Source organism: Planktothrix mougeotii LEGE 06226, assembly GCF_015207485.1.
Lineage (GTDB): Bacteria > Cyanobacteriota > Cyanobacteriia > Cyanobacteriales > Microcoleaceae > Planktothrix.
Map to the genome: position 1 here is coordinate 1 of NZ_JADEWU010000107.1, position 17251 is coordinate 17251.

A 17251-nucleotide genomic window follows, 5' to 3' on the forward strand; every position below is an offset into this window, starting at 1 on the left:
CCCCAACCCCATCCCCAACACCATCAACGACTCCAACCCCGACGCCATCACCATCACCAACACCAACGCCATCACCAACACCAACACCAACGCCATCACCATCACCAACCCCATCACCAACCCCAGAGCCATCACCAACACCAACACCAACCCCAACACCAGAACCGACTCCATCACCAACGCCATCACCATCACCATCACCGACGCCATCACCGACGCCATCACCATCACCATCACCAACACCAACACCAACCCCAGAGCCAACACCAACCCCAGAGCCATCACCAACACCAGAACCGACCCCTGTACCAACTCCAACACCATCACCGGATGACTGTTCTTCTAAACCTTTTCCCTCTGTGGATGTAGAAACCAGTCGTCAAAAAAATGTTATTCAAAATTCCTTAAAGGGGACTGAAAATAACGATAATTTAATAGGAACTGATGTGAATGAAGCCATTGATGGGGAAAATGGAGATGACATTTTATTGGGGATGAAAGGAAATGATAATTTAGAGGGAAAAATTGGAAATGATACTATTTTTGGGGATCAAGGAACTGATTTTATTAATGGTGATGCAGGTTCAGATTTTCTGTATGGTAACGAAGATTCAGATTTTCTCTTTGGAATGGAAGGACAAGATCACCTTTGGGGAGATAGCGGGGATGATTATTTGAGTGGGGGAACTGAAAATGATAATTTATTAGGGGGTAGTGGAAATGATTTAATATTTGGGGATGAGGGAGAGGACACCTTATTTGGTGAAACTGATCATGACTCTCTCAGTGGAGGATTAGGAAACGATATTTTATTTGGAAATCAGGGTAACGATCAACTTCAGGGAAATTTAGGTAATGATACAATTTATGGCGGAAAAAATGATGACTTTTTATGGGGGAATGAGGATAATGATTTATTATTTGGAAATTTAGACGCTGATACTTTAGAAGGATGTGAAGGTAATGATAGCCTTTACGGGGGTCAAAATAATGATAGTTTAATGGGCGGAATGGGTAATGATTTCCTCAGTGGAGATCAAGGAGAAGATACGTTAATTGGAGGAAGTGGAAATGATCAATTTGCGATCGCAATTAGCGCCGGAAACGATATCATTCTTGACTTTAATATCAACGAAGATCTAATTAATTTACTGGGAGGATTAACCTTTGAGCAATTAACCTTTACAACCACTAATAATTCTACCTTAATTCAGTTAGCCAATAATGGAGAAACCTTAGCAACATTAATCGGCGTTAATTCTTCTAGTTTAAATGCTAGTCACTTTACAATCTGATTTTGATTGAAATAATTCGTAGTAAAGTGTTTACGCCTCATAGCCCTGAAGGGCTTACTACATTAAATTTCACTGAATAGAATTTGATTAACCGTTAAATTCAGTTCAGTAAACGTCGGAGAAATGAGGAGATCGCTTTCTATAAAAACAACTTCGTCATACCATCCTTCAGATAGCGTAAAAATAGTAATTTTAGATTGTAATGGATCAACAATCCAATATTCAGGAATATTTAAAACACAATATTCAGCCCGTTTAGCCCGATAGTCAACACTTTTCGTTGAAGTGCTTACAACTTCTACAACTAAAAGTGGGGGTGCTTCATTTAAACGAATCACAGCCTCGCGGTTTTGCAAATTCCGCCATTGTTCTTTCGGAATAATCACAACATCAGGAATGCGAACTGTATCCCAGCGATCGCCACGAGGAGATTGAACACCAATCACCATTTGTTTAGATACCCAATCTCGTCCTATTCTAGCAATCTCGTTACGAAACTGAGTATTTAGACAATCAACAACTTCACCATGTCGTCCGGTTCCTAATGCCATAGCAACTAATTCTCCGTTGACTAATTCATAGAGGCTATCTGTGCCGTCATCGTAGTTAAGATACTCTTCTAGGGTAAAGCGTTGAGTTGTGAGAGTCATCTGATTTTACGGGGTTGGGGATAATTCTATTCTACTATGTTATTTGGTTGATTGTGATAATATTGATGTACAATTTACTAAGGCGATTTGATAAATAGAAATAGAAAAGGTAGTTATGTTAACATCAGGATGCTGATGATTAGCAATGCGATAGACATAGCGATCACATCCTGATTATAATATAATAATCAACATAATTCAATAGCTGATCAACTGTTGGATTTAAAAATCATTATAAAATTATGATAGAAACCCAAATTTTAGAAGCTATTAAAAAAATGCCGAATGTAGATCGTTTAAAGATTATTGAGTTTACACTGCGGTTAGTGCGCGAAGAAATGGAAAAAACTGAAAAACTCAGTTTAAAAGATGCGGCTGAAATCATGCGTCCTTACTATGCAGAAGGAAGTAATTTGACTGAGTTTGTTGATTTGGATCAGGGCGACTTTTACGAGTATCAAGATTATGCTTAGAGGTCAAATTTGGCTTTATCGGGCTGATCCCACCGTTGGTGATGAAATTGGTAAAACTCGCCCTTGTGTAATTGTCAGTAATGACGAAATTGGTGTTCTCCGGTTAAAGGTGATTGTACTGATTACAGGATGGAATGATGTCTTTGCAAAAGTTCCTTGGATGGTGAGAATTGAACCCACACCAGAAAACGGCTTAAGCAAGTTGTCAGTAGCAGATGCGTTTCAGGTGCGTTCTGTTTCTCAAGAAAGATTGATTAAGCAAGTGGGAACTGTTTCTGAGAAAACTATACAGGAACTTGGTCAAGCTTTAGCTATTGTTTTAAACCTTTAAGCAGCGATCGCTAAAATCACCCACAAGCAGCCAAGAAACCGGGTTTCTTCCCCTATCTTTCTGTTAAAGGAAAAGCGATCGCACAAACCCGGTTTCTCGGTGTGCTTATCGGGGCTCAGAAACCGGGTTTCTTCCGCAATATTTCTGTTATTCATAAAAAGCGATCGCAGAAACCCGGTTTCTCGGTGCGCTTGTAATCTTGAGCGATCGCAATTTTGTCAGAATCAGTTTCCTCGCACTTACCCAAAATCCCCTATTAAGCTACACACTGAATAGGGGATGATCAATTGATAATCTAATTTTCTTAACTAATCCAATTTCTTTTTGACGCTATCGAGTACATTGTTAGCTGCATTTTTTAAGTCATCAACAACGTTTTTCGCTTTGTCTTTGAGGTCGGCGGCTGTATTCATAGCCTCTGCTTGTAATTTTTTGGCTTCCCCTTCTGCTTTCAGTTGGTTGTCACCCGTCAATTCACCCGCCGCAGCTTTTAACTGACCTTCGACATTGGTAGCCGCCGCTTTGATTTTATCTTCCATACTCATAACTTTTTCCTCCTTAAAGGATAGTAAAGTGATTTGTCAAAATCTAAACTGAAAATTGTTCAAAATAGTAGGTTAGCGAGTTTAATTTTAGTAGGGAGCCGTATCCCAATAGATATAAATTGACTCATTGGCTAACCGATAAATTTGCCCTTTATCGTCCAAACCAGCTTGACGATAGGCTGCTTTACCATTTTGGTCTACATAGTTACCCGGTTCATCTCCTACCGGGCGCAGGTCGTAGCGTTTGCCATTCTGGAGTTGAATGCCAACGGCGCCTTGACGCTGAGAAAAGTCACATAGACCAGAAGATGAGGCTTTGTCTTCTCCTTTGGGATAAACATCACAGCGAGCTTTTACGGTGTCTGCTTTAGCAACAAGGGCAGTACCTAGAACGGTTAAAGACAGGAGTGCTGCAAAAACAGAGGTCTGAACTTTCATGGTCGTTGTATTTTAAACGGTGGCAGGAATTAGTTTATTTCCTGAGATAGATTGTTTTTGACAAATTTTAGGATATAGCATCATTGCTGAAATTTCGCTAAATTTAATGTTAATCAAAGATTTATGTTGATAACCTAAAGAAACCTGCACTTTGTAGTGAGGTGTTCACGCCTCAATGTCCTAAGCCCTGAAGGGCTTACTACGAAGGGTTGACAAATGTTCCTAAAAAAGCCATCTTAACAACAGAGTAAAACTTGCGATACCAGAGAGTAAATAGTTGTTTATGTTTCCTTTTGTTCCTGCGTTTTATTTGGCTGAAGTGATTACGATTCCACCCCCAACTTCTGGGCAACGATATATTACCCAAAGACAGGAAATTCGGCCATTACCAGGACAATTGAATGAAGTTCCGGTTTTTAATAGTAATAGTCCTGAAGTCGTGAAGGGAGAAGGAATATTATTATCGACTTTTCCGACAACGGCAAAAAAATTCCCTAATGCCCATCTTAATCTTCCCATAAGCGGACAGTTTGACTTTTTTTCCCATCATATTGCTCGTCCGATTAATAAACAACAAACCTTATATCAAGGGGTATTAATTTATAATCCCAGTTCTCAACCGGTTACTTTAAATGTTCTGCAAGGAATTAGTTACGTTACTTCACCGGACGCGCCGTTTGTGGAATTGCCGCCAATGGTGGAAGACCCCCAAGGTCGGGTATTTTCTGGGCCGGGGTCACGGTTAGCCGGGGATATTTTACGAGGACGCCATCAACGCATCTTTCCTGAACAAATCATGATTCCGCCGCAACAAACCCAGATGTTGTTTAGTTTACCCATTCCAACGGCCAGTGCGCGTTCAACCTTCCTGCGCTTACAAAGCAATGGCCCGGTGCATCTGGCGAATTTAGTTCGGTTTGCAACTTCTGGGAGTTCTCCAACTTTTCCGAATATCCCTGGTTTTCCCATCTCTTCCTTTTCTCCCCAAATGCCGATATTAGGTCAATGGCTAAATTTCTTAAATACAGGCAGACTAGCAGAACCTAGAGATATTATTCCAACTTTAGGGGAAAATGCGTATCAGGGAGAAAAAGTTTATGGCCGTGTGGCGGGGGTTTCGGTGGGTTCTGAATGGACAGGGACAGTGGTAGACCGTCCGGGGATGAATGTTTTAACAATTCCCTATCCAGGGTATGCTTTTTCCTATCCCTTGAGTACGGTTTCAACAGGAACTTTGGGGACTCAGCAAATTCAGAGTGCGCCGTTGTTAGCCCGTTATCCCGATACGGCGACTCGTGCCAATGGAAATTATGGCGTACAATATCGTCTGACCTTACCGTTATATAACCCTACCCGCCAATCCCAAAGGGTGAGTTTATCGATTCAAACCCCCTTTAAACAAAATGTGGCTTCTAATCGATTAACCTTTATTGAACCTCCTCAAGGACAGGTGTTTTTTCGAGGAACAGTTCGGTTTACATACAGCGATGATTTTGGGCAAACTCAACAGCGTTATTTTCACTTAGTTCAACGTCAAGGACAGCAAGGGGAATCATTAATTACGTTAACATTACCCCCCGGCGGATCTCGTTCTGTGGGAGTGGAGTTTATTTATCCCCCCGACGCTACACCTCCCCAAGTCTTAACGGTGAAAACCTTGGAGTCCGGTGTAAACTAAGGCTTATTTAGCTTTAAAATTAAACATTATAATAGAATTTGGAATTTTCAATCCCAAGGAAAAAACAATGACTGAAAAATATAGACTTGTTACCCGCAGTGATTTCGATGGTTTAGTCTGTGCGGTTCTTTTAAAAGACTTAGATATCATTGATGAAATTAAATTTGTGCATCCTAAAGATATGCAGGATGGCAAAATAGAAATTACCAATCAGGATATTACTACTAATTTACCTTATGTTGAAGGGGTGCATTTAGCGTTTGATCATCATTTAAGTGAAACCCTTCGCAACCCGTCGGTTAATAGTAATTATATTATTGATCCGAAGGCCCCTTCTGCGGCTAGGGTTTTATACAATTATTATGGGGGAAAAGCTAAATTTCCGACTATTTCTGAGCAAATGATGGAGGCGGTGGATAAAGGAGATTCTGCCCAATTTAATCAAGAAGAAGTCTTAAATCCTGAAGGTTGGGTTTTATTAAATTTCCTCATGGATGCTCGGACAGGGTTAGGACGGTTTCGGGATTTTCGCATTTCTAATTATCAACTGATGATGGAGTTAATTGATTATTGTAAAAATCATCCGATTTCTGATATTTTACAACTGCCAGATGTAAAAGAACGGATTGAAATTTATTTTGAACATGAGGAAAATTTTAAGGATCAAATTAAACGCTGTTCTACGGTGCATCAAAACTTAGTTGTTTTAGATTTACGGTCTGAAGAGGTGATTTATGCCGGAAATCGGTTTATGATTTATGCTTTATTTCCCGAATGTAATATTTCAATTCATGTTTTATGGGGTCTTAAAAAACAAAATACTGTGTTTGCGGTGGGTAAATCAATTTTTAATAAAACCTCTAAAACCAATATTGGAGAGTTAATGTTAAAATATGCTGGAGGCGGTCATGAAAATGCGGGAACTTGTCAAGTCGAAAATGAGCAAGCTTCTCAAATTTTACAAGAATTAATTACTCAAATTAATCAAGACGGTTAAATAGGTTTGTTTTGACTTCTTCCCTAATTCCCAGTGGTGTTTCATTTTTCCTCACCCACTTGTGTAACTTCTCCCCAAGCTTCTCCTATAGGGAAAGGGGAGAAGAATTATGAATATTAAATTTGCCCTCAATTTCACAGGACTAATCACCCCCTTTTTCTTGCCGGGAAGAAGGCTAGGGGGTGAGATCATAAAAAATTGACTAAGCAACAGGAAACAAGCCTGGGAGGCTTGCTAAAAGGTGATTAGACGAAATATTACACCGCCGGAGTAGCGGTTTTTTTCATAAATTCAAAATAATTATCCCAAAATTGTTTTTGAGATTCCATTACCGCTTGATTCGTAACTTCTTGAACTTTGAAGCCTGTTTGTACCAGTTCTTCTTGGTAACTTAAGGTTTTTTCATAGGCTTCTTGAGCATTCAAGGTCTTCGGTGCCGTTTTGAGGTTTTCCAGCCAAGTATCAAACAGTTGTTTTTGCCAATTCACCAACTGTTTTTGGTATTCGTTGATAAAATCATTGTTCATGAGTTAACAAACCGCTAAAGGCTCCATCTCAATAGGGAATGGAGAGAAAACAGGGCGGAATTTACTGTTTTCTAAGGGAAAAATACAGGTTTGTCCCGGTCATAAATTAACCGTCGCTGTGCCTCCATTAATCCGTCAGTGTACAGAGGTAAAAATAGGAGAGGGTTAATTTATTAAGTAATTATACTAAAACTTTGGTTCATTGAACAGTCAATTTCAACCAAAACCTGTAAATTTATCAGAATTAAAACGCAAACTTTCTTAACAAAAGCAGTTACATAGGTTCAAAGATTTGCCACAATAGAAGTAATTCAATGGTTCTTCTGGACTGAGAAACCCCGTCAGCACCCCGCACTAAAGTGACGGGGCTTCATGCCTCTAACTTTAGTTAGTTGACCAGCCTGAGCCTAACGGCTACGTTGTCGGCAAGTGTTAAAGACCCACCAATGGATGCGTTCGCGTAGCGTGGCGTAAGCCTCAGCTAGTCCGTTGCTCTGGAACTCAAAAGTTAAACAGTTTTACGAGGGGTAAGACAGTGCTTTTGGGATAGTTACCGACCGATAACATTGGCGTTCGCGTAGCGTGTGCGAAGCACTCAGCTAACTTTACCTGAGAAATCAGAGTGGGAGAAATCCTAAAAAACCGGGAATCAGCAAATACAACAATTTTTGTTGGTTCCCCATCCAATATTCACGGGGAATAAATTCCCCTGATGTGTCCCACTGAGCGTTCGACTGAGATCACGCCGAAGTCTTGCCGAAGTGTCGTGTTTCCTCTGTTGTCTGTTGGCGTAGCCTGCCGTAAGGCATAGACGCGCTCGTTTCCACACTCCCAGGCTTTTTTTATGATGCTGACACTTTATCTATTCTGTCTTACGATTGGTGGGGGTTTTGTGATTTTATCCGCCTTTGCTGGACTCGATGGTGTGGATTTTGATCCCCATTTTGAGATAGATGTAGAACTGTCTAAACCGCCAAAGGATGCAGAAGCCCTCACCCCGCAAAAACACCCGAAAAACCGTCAACCGGGTTTCCGATTACCCATTTTCAGTTTAAGATTTTGGACGTTTGGGGGCTGTTTTTTTGGCTTAACCGGATTTCTTTTAACAAAACTTAATCTTTTGCTTTCCCCTAGCTTAATTTTTGCCATTTCTCTAGGGGTTGGGGTGAGCTTTGGAACCGTAATAGTTGGAATTTTAAGGCGACTTCACCAACAACAGGCCAATAGTTTAATTTTATCAGAAGATTTAATCGGCTTATGGGCAACGGTTGAAATTCCCTTTGATCACAACTGTAAAGGAAAAGTTCGATTATATTTAAAAGAATCAATGGTTGATGTAGTTGCCATCACCGAGGAGGATCATCAGTTTGAAAAAGGAGATAAAGTTTTTGTTGTAGGAAGACATCATGATAAAGTCTTAGTAATTCCTGAAGAATTCTTAAACTCCAATTAAAAATTAAGGATTAAGATTCAGGAAGATGTAAAAAAACTTAGAAACCTTAAATCAGACCCAAATTAATTTTATAATGAGAGGGAAGATCATGCAAAATTCCATCCCCAAAATCCAGAATTCATCAATGATTACAGAAGTTGTCCAAGCACCCACCCCAGATAATTCACCCAATACCTCTTCTACCAGTATTGGAACCGCTTTACCCATTGCTTTATCCATTTTTGGTGTGATAATTTTTATTTGGTTTTTGAATACCTTTCTACAAATTTGTAAACCTAATGAAATTTTAATTTTATCCGGTCGCAAACGTCGCAATAAAGACGGCCAGGAAGTCGGATATCGAGTTATTTTTGGCGGACGCACCCTTTGTATTCCCATTTTAGAAACCGTTAAGACAATGGATTTACGGACAATGCCAGTGCGGGTGGAAGTGAAAAATGCTTATTCTAAAGGGGGAACCCCTTTAAATATTCAAGCGATCGCAAATGTTAAAATCTCGAATGATCGTGCTATTGTGGGAAATGCTATTGAACGGTTTTTAGAGCGAGATCGTTCGGAAATTTCGCGGGTGGCTAAAGAAACCTTAGAAGGGAATTTACGCGGTGTTGTGGGAACCTTAACCCCAGAACAATTAAACGAAGATCGGTTACAATTTGCTGAACGCATTGCCGAAGATGTTTCACGGGATTTATCAAAATTAGGCTTACAATTAGACACCTTAAAAATTCAAAGTGTGTCTGATGATGTGGATTATTTGAATTCTATTGGTCGTCGCCAAATTGCCTTAATTGTTCGAGATGCGGAAATTGCCGAATCAAATGCCTTAGCAGAAGCAGAACAAACAGAAGCCGACTGTCGGCGACAAGCAGAAGTGGCTAAAACCCAGGCGCAAACTGTTGTTTTACAGAAAGATAATGAACTGCGAAAAATTAAAGCGGAATTAGAACAACAAGCGCGTTCAGAAGAAGAAAGAACCATCGCAGCCGCTAAAGAAGCTAGAGCAAAAGCTGAACAATTATTACAAACCGTAAGAGCAGAATTAGAACGGTTACGGTTAGAATCGGATGAAGTCTTACCAGCAGAAGCTCAACGCCAAGCCCAGGAATTAAGAGCAAGAGGAGAAGCGGCATCTTTAACAGAAAATGCCTTAGCGGCGGCAACGGTAACAGATTTATTAAATCAAATTTGGCAGGAAACGGGGTCAGATGCGTCGGAATTATTTTATTTACAACAAATTGAAATGATTCTCAATGAAGCTGCTAAAGTTCCCACTCGTGTAGACTTACAAAAAATCAATGTCATTGATAGTGGCGATGGTAAATCGATTGCGGGCGTTGTCAATGCTTATCCTGAAATTTTCCGGCAATTTTTAGTGACAGTTGAACAAACATTAGGGGTTAAATTATCAGGAAAATAATACCGTTTGTTTTTAAATTCTATGAAGATTAGGAGATTTTAAAGATGGAAATTATCATTGCTTTATTAGGAATTTTAGGATTAGGAACTGGGGCTGGATTTTTGGTGATTCGTAACCTTTATTATATTTGTCAACCCAGTGAAGTGTTAATTTTTGCTGGAAGTCGTCGCCCCGTTGAAGGGGGACAAGATGTTGGCTATCGTTTAGTTAAAGGCGGGAGTAGCATTAGAATTCCTTTATTAGAACACGCTTTTCGCATGGATTTAACCAATATGATTATTGAGTTAAAAGTGTCGAATGCCTATTCTAAAGGGGGGATTCCGTTAACCGTTGAAGGGGTTGCTAATATTAAAATTGCTGGGGAAGAACCGACGATTCATAATGCCATTGAACGATTATTAGGTAAAAGTCGGAAGGAAATTGAACAATTAGCCAAAGAAACCTTAGAAGGAAATTTGCGCGGGGTGTTAGCAAGTTTAACCCCAGAACAGGTAAATGGCGATAAATTAGCTTTTGCTAAAAGTTTATTAGAAGAAGCAGAAGATGATTTAGAAAAGTTGGGATTAGTGTTAGATACTTTGCAAGTTCAAAATATCTTTGATGAAGTCGGATATTTAGATTCTATTGGTCGAAAACAACGGGCAGATTTATTCCGAGATGCGAGAATTGCGGAAGCCAAAGCCCATGCAGAAGCCGCGATTCAAACCGCAGAAAACCAGAAAAATACGGCTTTGAAAAAGTTAGAAACGGATATTGAAGTTGCTAAAGCTGAAGCTGAACGTCGGGTGAAAGATGCGATTACAAAACGACAGGCTGTGATTGCAGAATCGGAATCAGAAACGGCTTCCCAAGTGGCAAAAACTCAAGCGGAAGTGTTAGTTCAACAAGCTCGAATTAAGCAAGTTGAACAACAGTTACAAGCGGATGTGGTTGCACCCGCCGAAGCCCAATGTAAACGGGCAATGGCGGAAGCGAAAGGGAATGCGTCTCAAATATTAGAAGCAGGAAAAGCCCAAGCGGAAGCCGCCAAACGATTAGCAGAATCTTGGAAATTAGCGGGTTCAAATGCCAGAGAGATTTTCCTCTATCAAAAATTAGAAGTATTATTAAAAACGATGGTGGCAACGGTTCCTAAAGTGGAAGTGGATAATGTTACTGTTGTTAATAGTACCCAGGGAGGAAGTGCTACAAAATTAGCGGCATTTTTAGCTGAATTGAAACAAACAACCGGAATTGATGTTGCAGAAACCATTGAAACCTTAAGTCAAAATCATGCCCAACCTCCAGTGATTACTCCGGTTGTTTCTAAACCGTTAAAATCAGCTTCTAATCATTCCATAGAGCCCTTTAATTCTGACAGTTAAGCTGTTAAAATGTAGTTAAAGGAGTAATAATTAATATTACTCCTTTAATATCAAAAAATATTAGAAAATGAGTCCCTCTATTTTTGCCTGAACTTCTTGAATTAAATCTTCTGGTACTATTTCAATAAACTAAATTAAACGAACTTTATAATCCAAACTTTTGATATGGTCTACCAAAATAACGCCATAAGTTGTTAAGTCTGAAGGAAGACGAACTTCAAAAGGATAGCCTTTTACCTGTGCTGTAATTGGCATAAATAAAGCTAAGGAGTTCTTAACATTATATTCGTAAGGTGAAATAACGAAAGCGGGTCTTAAGCCCTTTTGTTCATGTCCTTGAGTAGGATTAAAATTTAACTTAACAATATGTCCCCTATCAGGAATATAGGATTGATTTACCAAACTTCATTCCCCACTGCTAGTCCTGTGTCTGTTTCAGCGTGACAATTTTCAGGAGTGATTTGACTAACCAGTTCTTCAAGAGAATAACGTTTACGATTGCTGGGTTTAATCACAATCGTTCCATTTTCTACACTAAAAGTAACTTGTGAACCTTCGGAAATTTGAATCGCTTGAGCAACATTTTGAGGGATGCGAACGGCTAGGCTATTCCCCCACTTCGCTACATTAGTTACCATTATTATCAATCCTTTTTAATCTATTTTAATCTATGTAGATACTATGTATACACTATACCAAATATTGGAGAAGGACAAGATAAAGTTAATAATACTTAAATTGTGAGGAAGTGTAGGGTGGGTGACAACCCATGACTAGGGTTAAGATTAAAAGTCTATGAGTGTCGCCCCCCTAGGGTTATAACAATGGGTGAGGAAATGCTTGAATAAACCTGTTAATCATCTCCTAACAATACCGCTAATAATGCTTTTTGAACGTGCATTCGGTTTTCGGCTTCATCCCAAACTTTGGATTTTGAACCTTCAATTACTTCATCGGTAATTTCTTCATCTCGATGGGCGGGTAGACAATGTAAAACAATGGAATTTTCGGCGGTTTTTTCCATTAATTTAGCATTAACTTGATAGGGTTGAAACAGAGGAATTCGGGCTCTGGCTTCTTCTTCCTGTCCCATACTTGCCCAAACATCAGTATAAACAACATTCGCATCTTTTGCCGCTTCAATGGGGTCATCGGTAACAATAACTGCTGTTTTTCCTTGAGCAATACTTTTCGCTTGTTCAACAATATCAGCATCGGGTAAATAGTTAGCAGGAGTAGCGATTTTAACATTCATCCCCACCATTGCACAGCCTAATAATAATGAATGAGCCATATTATTAGCTCCATCGCCAAAATAACTTAAGGTCAATCCTTCTAAGGTTCCAAAACATTCTTGAACCGTCATTAAATCCGCTAAGACTTGACAAGGATGCTCTCGATCTGTTAAAGCATTAATTACAGGAATTTCAGCATAATTGGCAAAGGTTTCTAAATCCTTTTGTTCAAAGGTACGAATTGCCATAATATCTAAATATCGGTCTAATACCCTAGCTGTATCAACTAAGGGTTCTCCTCGACTAACTTGGGTAACATTCGGGTTTAAATCAATCACTTGACCCCCTAATTGATACATAGCAACCGTAAAACTGACACGGGTTCGGGTTGAAGCTTTAGAAAACATTAACCCTAAAACTTTATTGCGACGTAATTTCACCATTCCCGATTTTAATTTTGTCGCTAAATCTAATAAATAATAAAGTTCTTCAATACTGACATCAGCTAAACTTAAAAAATCTCGTCCTTTTAATGTTTCCATAATTATTCCTGAGTAATCATGTCCAGTTCCCAGCACCCGGAAATAAATTTCGGGCGTAGGGGCGAGGTCACCTCGCCCAAAAAACCAGGGTTGTTTGATAAGAGTATTCAAGGCAATAAGGACATCAAAGTTTGCGACTTTTTTTCCTGTTCCCTGTTCCCCGTTCCCTGTTCCCTTATAATTTTAAAGTTTTCTAGGCAACAAAACTGTTCTGAGATAACTGATTTATGGCATTATCTAATAATTCCCATCCTTGAGCAACGGTTTCAATTCGGGCCAAATGATGGCGTAATTCCTGAGCCCCAGGAAAGCCTTTCGCATACCAAGTTAAATGTTTTCGAGATTGATAAATTCCCCGTTGTCCTTTATACTCCCAGAGCGCTTGTAGGTGTTCTTTTGCACATTGCAACCGTTCAATTACTGAAGGCGGGGTTTTTAATATTCCTGTTTTCAGAAAATAGTCAATTTCTCCCACTAAAAACGGATAACCCAGGGTTCCCCGCGAACACATCACCCCATCGGCGTCCGTTTCTTGTAAACATTGAATGGCGGCTTCTACGGAAAAAATATCACCATTGGCAATAACGGGAATGCTTAACTGTTCCTTAACCTGTCGAATCCAGTCCCATTTTGCCTGACCATTATACCCTTGATCACGAGTTCGAGCGTGAATGGTGATCATTTTTGCCCCCGCATCCTGCATTCTACGGGCAAAATCCAAAATTGTGATCTCTTCATCACTCCACCCTATCCGAGTTTTTACGGTTACAGGCACATTCACCGCCTCAACCACTGACCGGACAATGGTTTCCGCAACTTCCGGTTGACGCAACAACGAAGACCCGCCGCCATTTTTGGTAATTTTATTCACGGGACAGCCCATATTAATATCAATGGTATCGGCCCCTTCTTCAACGGCTTTTTGGGCAGCTTCGGCTAAAAAATGGGGGCGACAGTCAAATAATTGAATACTAATCGGGCGTTCATTGGGGTCAACTTCCATCATTTTTGGCAGTTCCCGAACGTGACAAACTTCGCTGGCGTGTACCATTTCGGTATACATCATCGAGTCCGGGGCGTAGCGACGGACTAAACGCCGAAATACCAAGTCTGTGACACCGGATAGGGGGGATTGTAACACCCGACTATTGACTTCTACGGTGCCAATTTTTAAGGGTGTGGATAAACGTTGTTTTAATTCAGGTGAGAGAACAGACATGATTTAAGGGGAGCAAATGTAGCAAGTCAGACTCTCTTTATATTAAAATAGAACCACCCTTTCTGGGGTATAACCCTTTAACTCATCGTTAATTTGATTATGAACTTTTCCCCCAATAATCGTGAACCGTTTCAACAAAATGGTAATCCTAACAATGTACATTTTCCTCAAGTTGAATCAGATGAGTTTAGTGAAGAAATTCAAGATTTCCAAGTTCAGGAATATGACCCCAAAACCCTCAAAACGATTAAACGTTCTTTTTGGTTTTTAACCGTGGTGGGTTTAGTGGTTGGTGTCTTTGTGGCGGCGGGGGTGTTGTATTTGATGCAACGCTTTAATATTACGGCAAATCCAGCGCAATTAGAACAACAAATTCGTCGATAAATCCTCAAAACATGAGAAAATTATTCTCGAACTTGATGGCGTTGCTCTGCTATTTTTTTAACTTTTTCGGAAAACTGAGGGTAATTTTCTAGGACTTTATCAAAATCTTCTTTATAGAGAACAAATAACTCACAGTAGGTTAAGGTTTTGACTGAAGCCGTCCGGCGACTGTTATAAAGTAAGGCAATTTCACCAAAAAAAGAACCTGCTACCAATAGACTATAGACTTTTCCCGTTTTTTCTGAAAAAGCTTGCAATTGCCCTCGTTTCACAAAATACATTTCATGTCCCATTTGATTTTCCCGAATCACATAGTCATGGGGTGGGAGAATTCGGGGTTTTAATTTAATTACTAAATCCTCAATAAAACAGGGTTCTGCGTCTTGAAAAATGGGAACTTTTTCTAAAAGTTCTTGATAAAGATAACAATAGACTCGTGTTTTAATTGAGTGCGGAAGTTCATCTAAAAAGTAAAAATCCAGCGACACATCTCGATTATATTCCCACATATATTGATAATAATCTAAGATATTTTTTTGTAAGGAAGGCGGAATTTTTCGTTCCCACATATAGGATTGAATTTGACCTAATTTATCTCGAAATCGATTTTTACTGGCATCTAAACTAGAAATCACTGCCACAACATTTCCAATGACAAAGGCATACAGCGATACTCCTAAGAACATTACCATAAAGGTAAATATCAATTCAATATTGTTTTGGGGAGTAATATCCCCATAGCCTACAGTTGTTAACGTTGTAATTGACCAATACAAGGAATATAAATATTGAGTTGTTGTATTTTCTAAATGCAAATTATCACCTTGAAGCCAAGACTCTCCTGATTGTCCCGTTAAATTTCCAATAAAAAACCATAAACAAGCGACCCAATGATCAATTAAAAAAACAATAATGAATAATTCAAACATCCGAACAACACCGGAATTAAAATAAACATTGTTATCCCATTTTCTAAAAATCAAAAAACATTGGGGAAATCTTAATAATCTCGGAATTCGGCATAAACCCATTAAAATTAGAGAAGCCTGGGGTAAAAATAAATAGACGAAAATATCTAAGGGTAAACTTGCAATTAAATTAGGTTTAAAGTCTGTTTTTCGATAATTAATACTAATTTTATCTTTATCTTTAATCAGTTCCCCTTCCGTTATATAACTAATATGAAATCTCAAAAAAATATCTATAATTAAAATTAAATCTGCTAAATGATCTAAAAGAAACCAATTCTTAGAAATTGTTGCATTAAACGCGATGCGAAAGGGAATAGTAAAGCAGTTATAGAGAGTTACTAAAACAATCAAAGCTTCCCAGACAATCAGGAGTCTTGATTCGGGGTGTAAAGACGGCATTCGGGAGAGGAAAGATAGCATTGAAACAGAGGGATTAAGTCTTCCATAAGAGTGTATATTATTTAATTCCATTTTTGGGGGTTATCATCTCCTCCTTTCCTCTGGAGTCAAGAAACTGGGTGTCAATTTATCTCTCGATGTGTCAAGGTAAACCTAAATCGAGAATCTACTGCTAAAATCAGTTCATGTTCATTTATAGACTCAACACTGATTCAACTCATGATTCAAACAACGCTGACACCGTTTGCTGAAAAACTTGGTTTTCCCCTCACTAAACAACTCATTACAATCTTACAAATTAACTTAGGAAAACGGTGTAACCTCGCTTGTAACCATTGTCATGTAGAAGCAGGGCCAAAACGGAGTGAAGAACTGAACCTAGATATTAGTTTTCAATTAATTGAATTAATTGAGCGCTTTCCTCAAATTCAAACCGTCGATTTAACCGGAGGGGCGCCCGAAATGAATTATGGATTTAAACTTTTAGTTGAAGCCGCACGTACAACCGGAAAGCAAGTGATTGTTCGGTCAAATTTAACGATTTATTTTGTTCCCGGTTATGAGGATATCCCCGAATATTGCGCGAATCATCAATTAAGAATTGTCGCTTCTTTACCTTGTTATTTAGAAAATAATGTTGCTCAAATGCGAGGAAAAGGAGTTTATCAAGATTCTATCCAAGCCCTACAATGGTTAAACCGTTTGGGATATGGTCGTACACCGGAATTAATCTTAGATTTAGTTTATAATCCGGCTTTACCCACCGCCGAAAAGTTTACCCTGCCTTCTGAAGAGTCTAAACTAGAACGAGCTTATAAAGAGTATCTAAAACAACAGTTTGATATTGATTTTAATCAGTTATTGACGATTACCAATTTACCCATCGGACGCACGAAATCTTACTTACAGCAGAAAAAACTTGAAGATTCCTATTTAGAATTTTTGGAATTTAACTATAACCCTGAAACAGTGTCCCATTTAATGTGTCGTAATCAGTTATCCATTGATTATCAAGGTTATATTTATGATTGTGATTTTAATCAAATGGAAAATATTCCCGCCCGCACAACTTCTGGAAAACCTTTAATGGTCAGTGATTTATTAGCTGCTAATAATTTAGATTTAATAGAAACCGTACAAACCGCTTCCTATTGTTATGGATGTACCGCCGGGTGTGGTTCTAGTTGTGGGGGGGCATTAATTTAACAGTTATCAGTGTAGAGACGCGCCATGGCGCGTCTGTACCAGTTATCAGTGTAGAGACGCGCCATGGCGCGTCTGTACCAGTTATCAGTGTAGAGACGCGCCATGGCGCGTCTGTACCAGTTATCAG

At 39.2% G+C, this 17251-nt stretch carries 21 protein-coding genes; 11 read left to right on the forward strand and 10 right to left on the reverse strand.

The genetic code is table 11. The features are described from left to right. Together IQ236_RS25420 and IQ236_RS25425 are read left to right on the forward strand one after the other, a co-directional pair. Positions 1 to 334: hypothetical protein (locus IQ236_RS25420; RefSeq protein ID WP_228041859.1), on the forward strand; the 334-nt coding region annotated here is incomplete at its 5' end. A 25-nt stretch (positions 335 to 359) separates the two neighbouring features. Beyond that, a complete protein-coding gene (locus IQ236_RS25425) occupies positions 360 to 1295 on the forward strand; it encodes a calcium-binding protein (RefSeq protein ID WP_193871863.1) in 936 nt (311 codons plus the stop codon). Between the two features lie 62 nt (positions 1296 to 1357). On the opposite strand, the gene IQ236_RS25430 is transcribed toward IQ236_RS25425, so the two are convergent. Next, positions 1358 to 1945, reverse strand: a complete 588-nt coding sequence (locus tag IQ236_RS25430) for a Uma2 family endonuclease (RefSeq protein WP_193871864.1) — start codon at positions 1943 to 1945, stop codon at positions 1358 to 1360. Positions 1946 to 2187: 242 nt separating this feature from the next. Between IQ236_RS25430 and IQ236_RS25435 the strand changes: the two genes are divergently transcribed. Together IQ236_RS25435 and IQ236_RS25440 are read left to right on the forward strand one after the other, a co-directional pair. After that, positions 2188 to 2418, forward strand: coding sequence for a hypothetical protein (locus IQ236_RS25435; RefSeq protein WP_193871865.1), 231 nt, complete (start codon positions 2188 to 2190; stop codon positions 2416 to 2418). Beyond that, a complete protein-coding gene (locus tag IQ236_RS25440; protein WP_193871866.1) occupies positions 2411 to 2749 on the forward strand; it encodes a type II toxin-antitoxin system PemK/MazF family toxin in 339 nt (112 codons plus the stop codon). Before IQ236_RS25435 ends, IQ236_RS25440 begins: the two co-directional genes overlap by 8 nt. On the opposite strand, the gene IQ236_RS25445 is transcribed toward IQ236_RS25440, so the two are convergent. From IQ236_RS25445 to IQ236_RS25455, 3 genes are all read right to left on the reverse strand, one after another. Further along, complete coding sequence (locus IQ236_RS25445) at positions 2746 to 2904, reverse strand: hypothetical protein (RefSeq protein WP_193871867.1); 159 nt, start codon at positions 2902 to 2904, stop codon at positions 2746 to 2748. The genes IQ236_RS25440 and IQ236_RS25445 overlap by 4 nt on opposite strands. Positions 2905 to 3057: 153 nt before the next feature. Continuing rightward, on the reverse strand, positions 3058 to 3294 hold the full coding sequence (locus IQ236_RS25450) for a CsbD family protein (protein ID WP_193871868.1): 237 nt from the start codon (positions 3292 to 3294) through the stop codon (positions 3058 to 3060). Positions 3295 to 3381: 87 nt separating this feature from the next. Beyond that, positions 3382 to 3732, reverse strand: a complete 351-nt coding sequence (locus IQ236_RS25455) for a hypothetical protein (protein ID WP_193871869.1) — start codon at positions 3730 to 3732, stop codon at positions 3382 to 3384. Between the two features lie 283 nt (positions 3733 to 4015). On the opposite strand from IQ236_RS25455, the gene IQ236_RS25460 reads away from it, so the two are divergent. Then, positions 4016 to 5410, forward strand: coding sequence for a DUF3370 domain-containing protein (locus tag IQ236_RS25460; protein WP_193871870.1), 1395 nt, complete (start codon positions 4016 to 4018; stop codon positions 5408 to 5410). Positions 5411 to 5477: 67 nt separating this feature from the next. Next, the gene (locus tag IQ236_RS25465; RefSeq protein ID WP_193871871.1) at positions 5478 to 6407 is read left to right on the forward strand and encodes an exopolyphosphatase; all 930 of its coding nucleotides are present in this window, start codon (positions 5478 to 5480) and stop codon (positions 6405 to 6407) included. 257 nt (positions 6408 to 6664) lie between these two features. Here the strand turns inward: IQ236_RS25465 and IQ236_RS25470 are convergent, their stop codons facing one another. Then, entirely contained in the window at positions 6665 to 6934 is a 270-nt protein-coding gene (locus IQ236_RS25470; protein ID WP_072720572.1) for a hypothetical protein, read from the reverse strand. A gap of 844 nt (positions 6935 to 7778) precedes the next feature. Here IQ236_RS25470 and IQ236_RS25475 point away from each other — a divergent pair. The 3 genes from IQ236_RS25475 (at position 7779) to IQ236_RS25485 (ending at position 11168) form a co-directional block, all read left to right on the forward strand. Then, a complete protein-coding gene (locus tag IQ236_RS25475) occupies positions 7779 to 8387 on the forward strand; it encodes an NfeD family protein (protein WP_228041860.1) in 609 nt (202 codons plus the stop codon). A gap of 88 nt (positions 8388 to 8475) precedes the next feature. Next, positions 8476 to 9804 (forward strand): flotillin family protein, encoded by a 1329-nt coding sequence (locus tag IQ236_RS25480; protein WP_407676169.1) that lies wholly within the window; start codon positions 8476 to 8478, stop codon positions 9802 to 9804. 44 nt (positions 9805 to 9848) lie between these two features. Next, complete coding sequence (locus tag IQ236_RS25485) at positions 9849 to 11168, forward strand: flotillin family protein (protein WP_193871873.1); 1320 nt, start codon at positions 9849 to 9851, stop codon at positions 11166 to 11168. A gap of 129 nt (positions 11169 to 11297) precedes the next feature. Here IQ236_RS25485 and IQ236_RS25490 read toward each other — a convergent pair whose 3' ends face one another. The 4 genes from IQ236_RS25490 to dusB all read right to left on the reverse strand — a co-directional run bounded on the left by IQ236_RS25490 (position 11298) and on the right by dusB (position 14164). Continuing rightward, on the reverse strand, positions 11298 to 11570 hold the full coding sequence (locus IQ236_RS25490) for a type II toxin-antitoxin system PemK/MazF family toxin (protein ID WP_228041861.1): 273 nt from the start codon (positions 11568 to 11570) through the stop codon (positions 11298 to 11300). Then, positions 11564 to 11806 (reverse strand): AbrB/MazE/SpoVT family DNA-binding domain-containing protein, encoded by a 243-nt coding sequence (locus IQ236_RS25495; RefSeq protein WP_193871874.1) that lies wholly within the window; start codon positions 11804 to 11806, stop codon positions 11564 to 11566. Before IQ236_RS25495 ends, IQ236_RS25490 begins: the two co-directional genes overlap by 7 nt. A gap of 215 nt (positions 11807 to 12021) precedes the next feature. Further along, positions 12022 to 12945, reverse strand: a complete 924-nt coding sequence (gene argF / locus IQ236_RS25500) for an ornithine carbamoyltransferase (RefSeq protein WP_193871875.1) — start codon at positions 12943 to 12945, stop codon at positions 12022 to 12024. A 193-nt stretch (positions 12946 to 13138) separates the two neighbouring features. Beyond that, a complete protein-coding gene (dusB, locus tag IQ236_RS25505) occupies positions 13139 to 14164 on the reverse strand; it encodes a tRNA dihydrouridine synthase DusB (protein ID WP_190522789.1) in 1026 nt (341 codons plus the stop codon). Positions 14165 to 14263: 99 nt separating this feature from the next. Between dusB and IQ236_RS25510 the strand changes: the two genes are divergently transcribed. Beyond that, complete coding sequence (locus IQ236_RS25510) at positions 14264 to 14548, forward strand: hypothetical protein (RefSeq protein WP_190522787.1); 285 nt, start codon at positions 14264 to 14266, stop codon at positions 14546 to 14548. A gap of 20 nt (positions 14549 to 14568) precedes the next feature. Here IQ236_RS25510 and IQ236_RS25515 read toward each other — a convergent pair whose 3' ends face one another. Beyond that, positions 14569 to 15939 (reverse strand): ion transporter, encoded by a 1371-nt coding sequence (locus tag IQ236_RS25515; RefSeq protein ID WP_228041862.1) that lies wholly within the window; start codon positions 15937 to 15939, stop codon positions 14569 to 14571. A gap of 198 nt (positions 15940 to 16137) precedes the next feature. Between IQ236_RS25515 and arsS the strand changes: the two genes are divergently transcribed. After that, positions 16138 to 17124 carry an arsenosugar biosynthesis radical SAM (seleno)protein ArsS gene (arsS, locus tag IQ236_RS25520; RefSeq protein ID WP_193871876.1) on the forward strand — a complete coding sequence of 329 codons (987 nt, stop codon included), beginning with the start codon at positions 16138 to 16140 and terminating at the stop codon, positions 17122 to 17124. Positions 17125 to 17251 lie beyond the last annotated feature (127 nt).

Excerpts from the sequence above, each read along its gene's own strand:
- IQ236_RS25430 (WP_193871864.1), bottom strand. The coding sequence starts at position 1,945 with ATGACTCTCACAACTCAACGCTTTACCCTAGAAGAGTATCTTAACTAC.
- IQ236_RS25435 (WP_193871865.1), top strand. The coding sequence starts at position 2,188 with ATGATAGAAACCCAAATTTTAGAAGCTATTAAAAAAATGCCGAATGTA.
- IQ236_RS25440 (WP_193871866.1), top strand. The coding sequence starts at position 2,411 with ATGCTTAGAGGTCAAATTTGGCTTTATCGGGCTGATCCCACCGTTGGT.
- IQ236_RS25445 (WP_193871867.1), bottom strand. The coding sequence starts at position 2,904 with ATGAATAACAGAAATATTGCGGAAGAAACCCGGTTTCTGAGCCCCGAT.
- IQ236_RS25450 (WP_193871868.1), bottom strand. The coding sequence starts at position 3,294 with ATGAGTATGGAAGATAAAATCAAAGCGGCGGCTACCAATGTCGAAGGT.
- IQ236_RS25455 (WP_193871869.1), bottom strand. The coding sequence starts at position 3,732 with ATGAAAGTTCAGACCTCTGTTTTTGCAGCACTCCTGTCTTTAACCGTT.
- IQ236_RS25460 (WP_193871870.1), top strand. The coding sequence starts at position 4,016 with ATGTTTCCTTTTGTTCCTGCGTTTTATTTGGCTGAAGTGATTACGATT.
- IQ236_RS25465 (WP_193871871.1), top strand. The coding sequence starts at position 5,478 with ATGACTGAAAAATATAGACTTGTTACCCGCAGTGATTTCGATGGTTTA.
- IQ236_RS25470 (WP_072720572.1), bottom strand. The coding sequence starts at position 6,934 with ATGAACAATGATTTTATCAACGAATACCAAAAACAGTTGGTGAATTGG.
- IQ236_RS25475 (WP_228041860.1), top strand. The coding sequence starts at position 7,779 with ATGATGCTGACACTTTATCTATTCTGTCTTACGATTGGTGGGGGTTTT.
- IQ236_RS25480 (WP_407676169.1), top strand. The coding sequence starts at position 8,476 with ATGCAAAATTCCATCCCCAAAATCCAGAATTCATCAATGATTACAGAA.
- IQ236_RS25485 (WP_193871873.1), top strand. The coding sequence starts at position 9,849 with ATGGAAATTATCATTGCTTTATTAGGAATTTTAGGATTAGGAACTGGG.
- IQ236_RS25495 (WP_193871874.1), bottom strand. The coding sequence starts at position 11,806 with ATGGTAACTAATGTAGCGAAGTGGGGGAATAGCCTAGCCGTTCGCATC.
- argF (WP_193871875.1), bottom strand. The coding sequence starts at position 12,945 with ATGGAAACATTAAAAGGACGAGATTTTTTAAGTTTAGCTGATGTCAGT.
- dusB (WP_190522789.1), bottom strand. The coding sequence starts at position 14,164 with ATGTCTGTTCTCTCACCTGAATTAAAACAACGTTTATCCACACCCTTA.
- IQ236_RS25510 (WP_190522787.1), top strand. The coding sequence starts at position 14,264 with ATGAACTTTTCCCCCAATAATCGTGAACCGTTTCAACAAAATGGTAAT.
- IQ236_RS25515 (WP_228041862.1), bottom strand. The coding sequence starts at position 15,939 with ATGCTATCTTTCCTCTCCCGAATGCCGTCTTTACACCCCGAATCAAGA.
- arsS (WP_193871876.1), top strand. The coding sequence starts at position 16,138 with ATGATTCAAACAACGCTGACACCGTTTGCTGAAAAACTTGGTTTTCCC.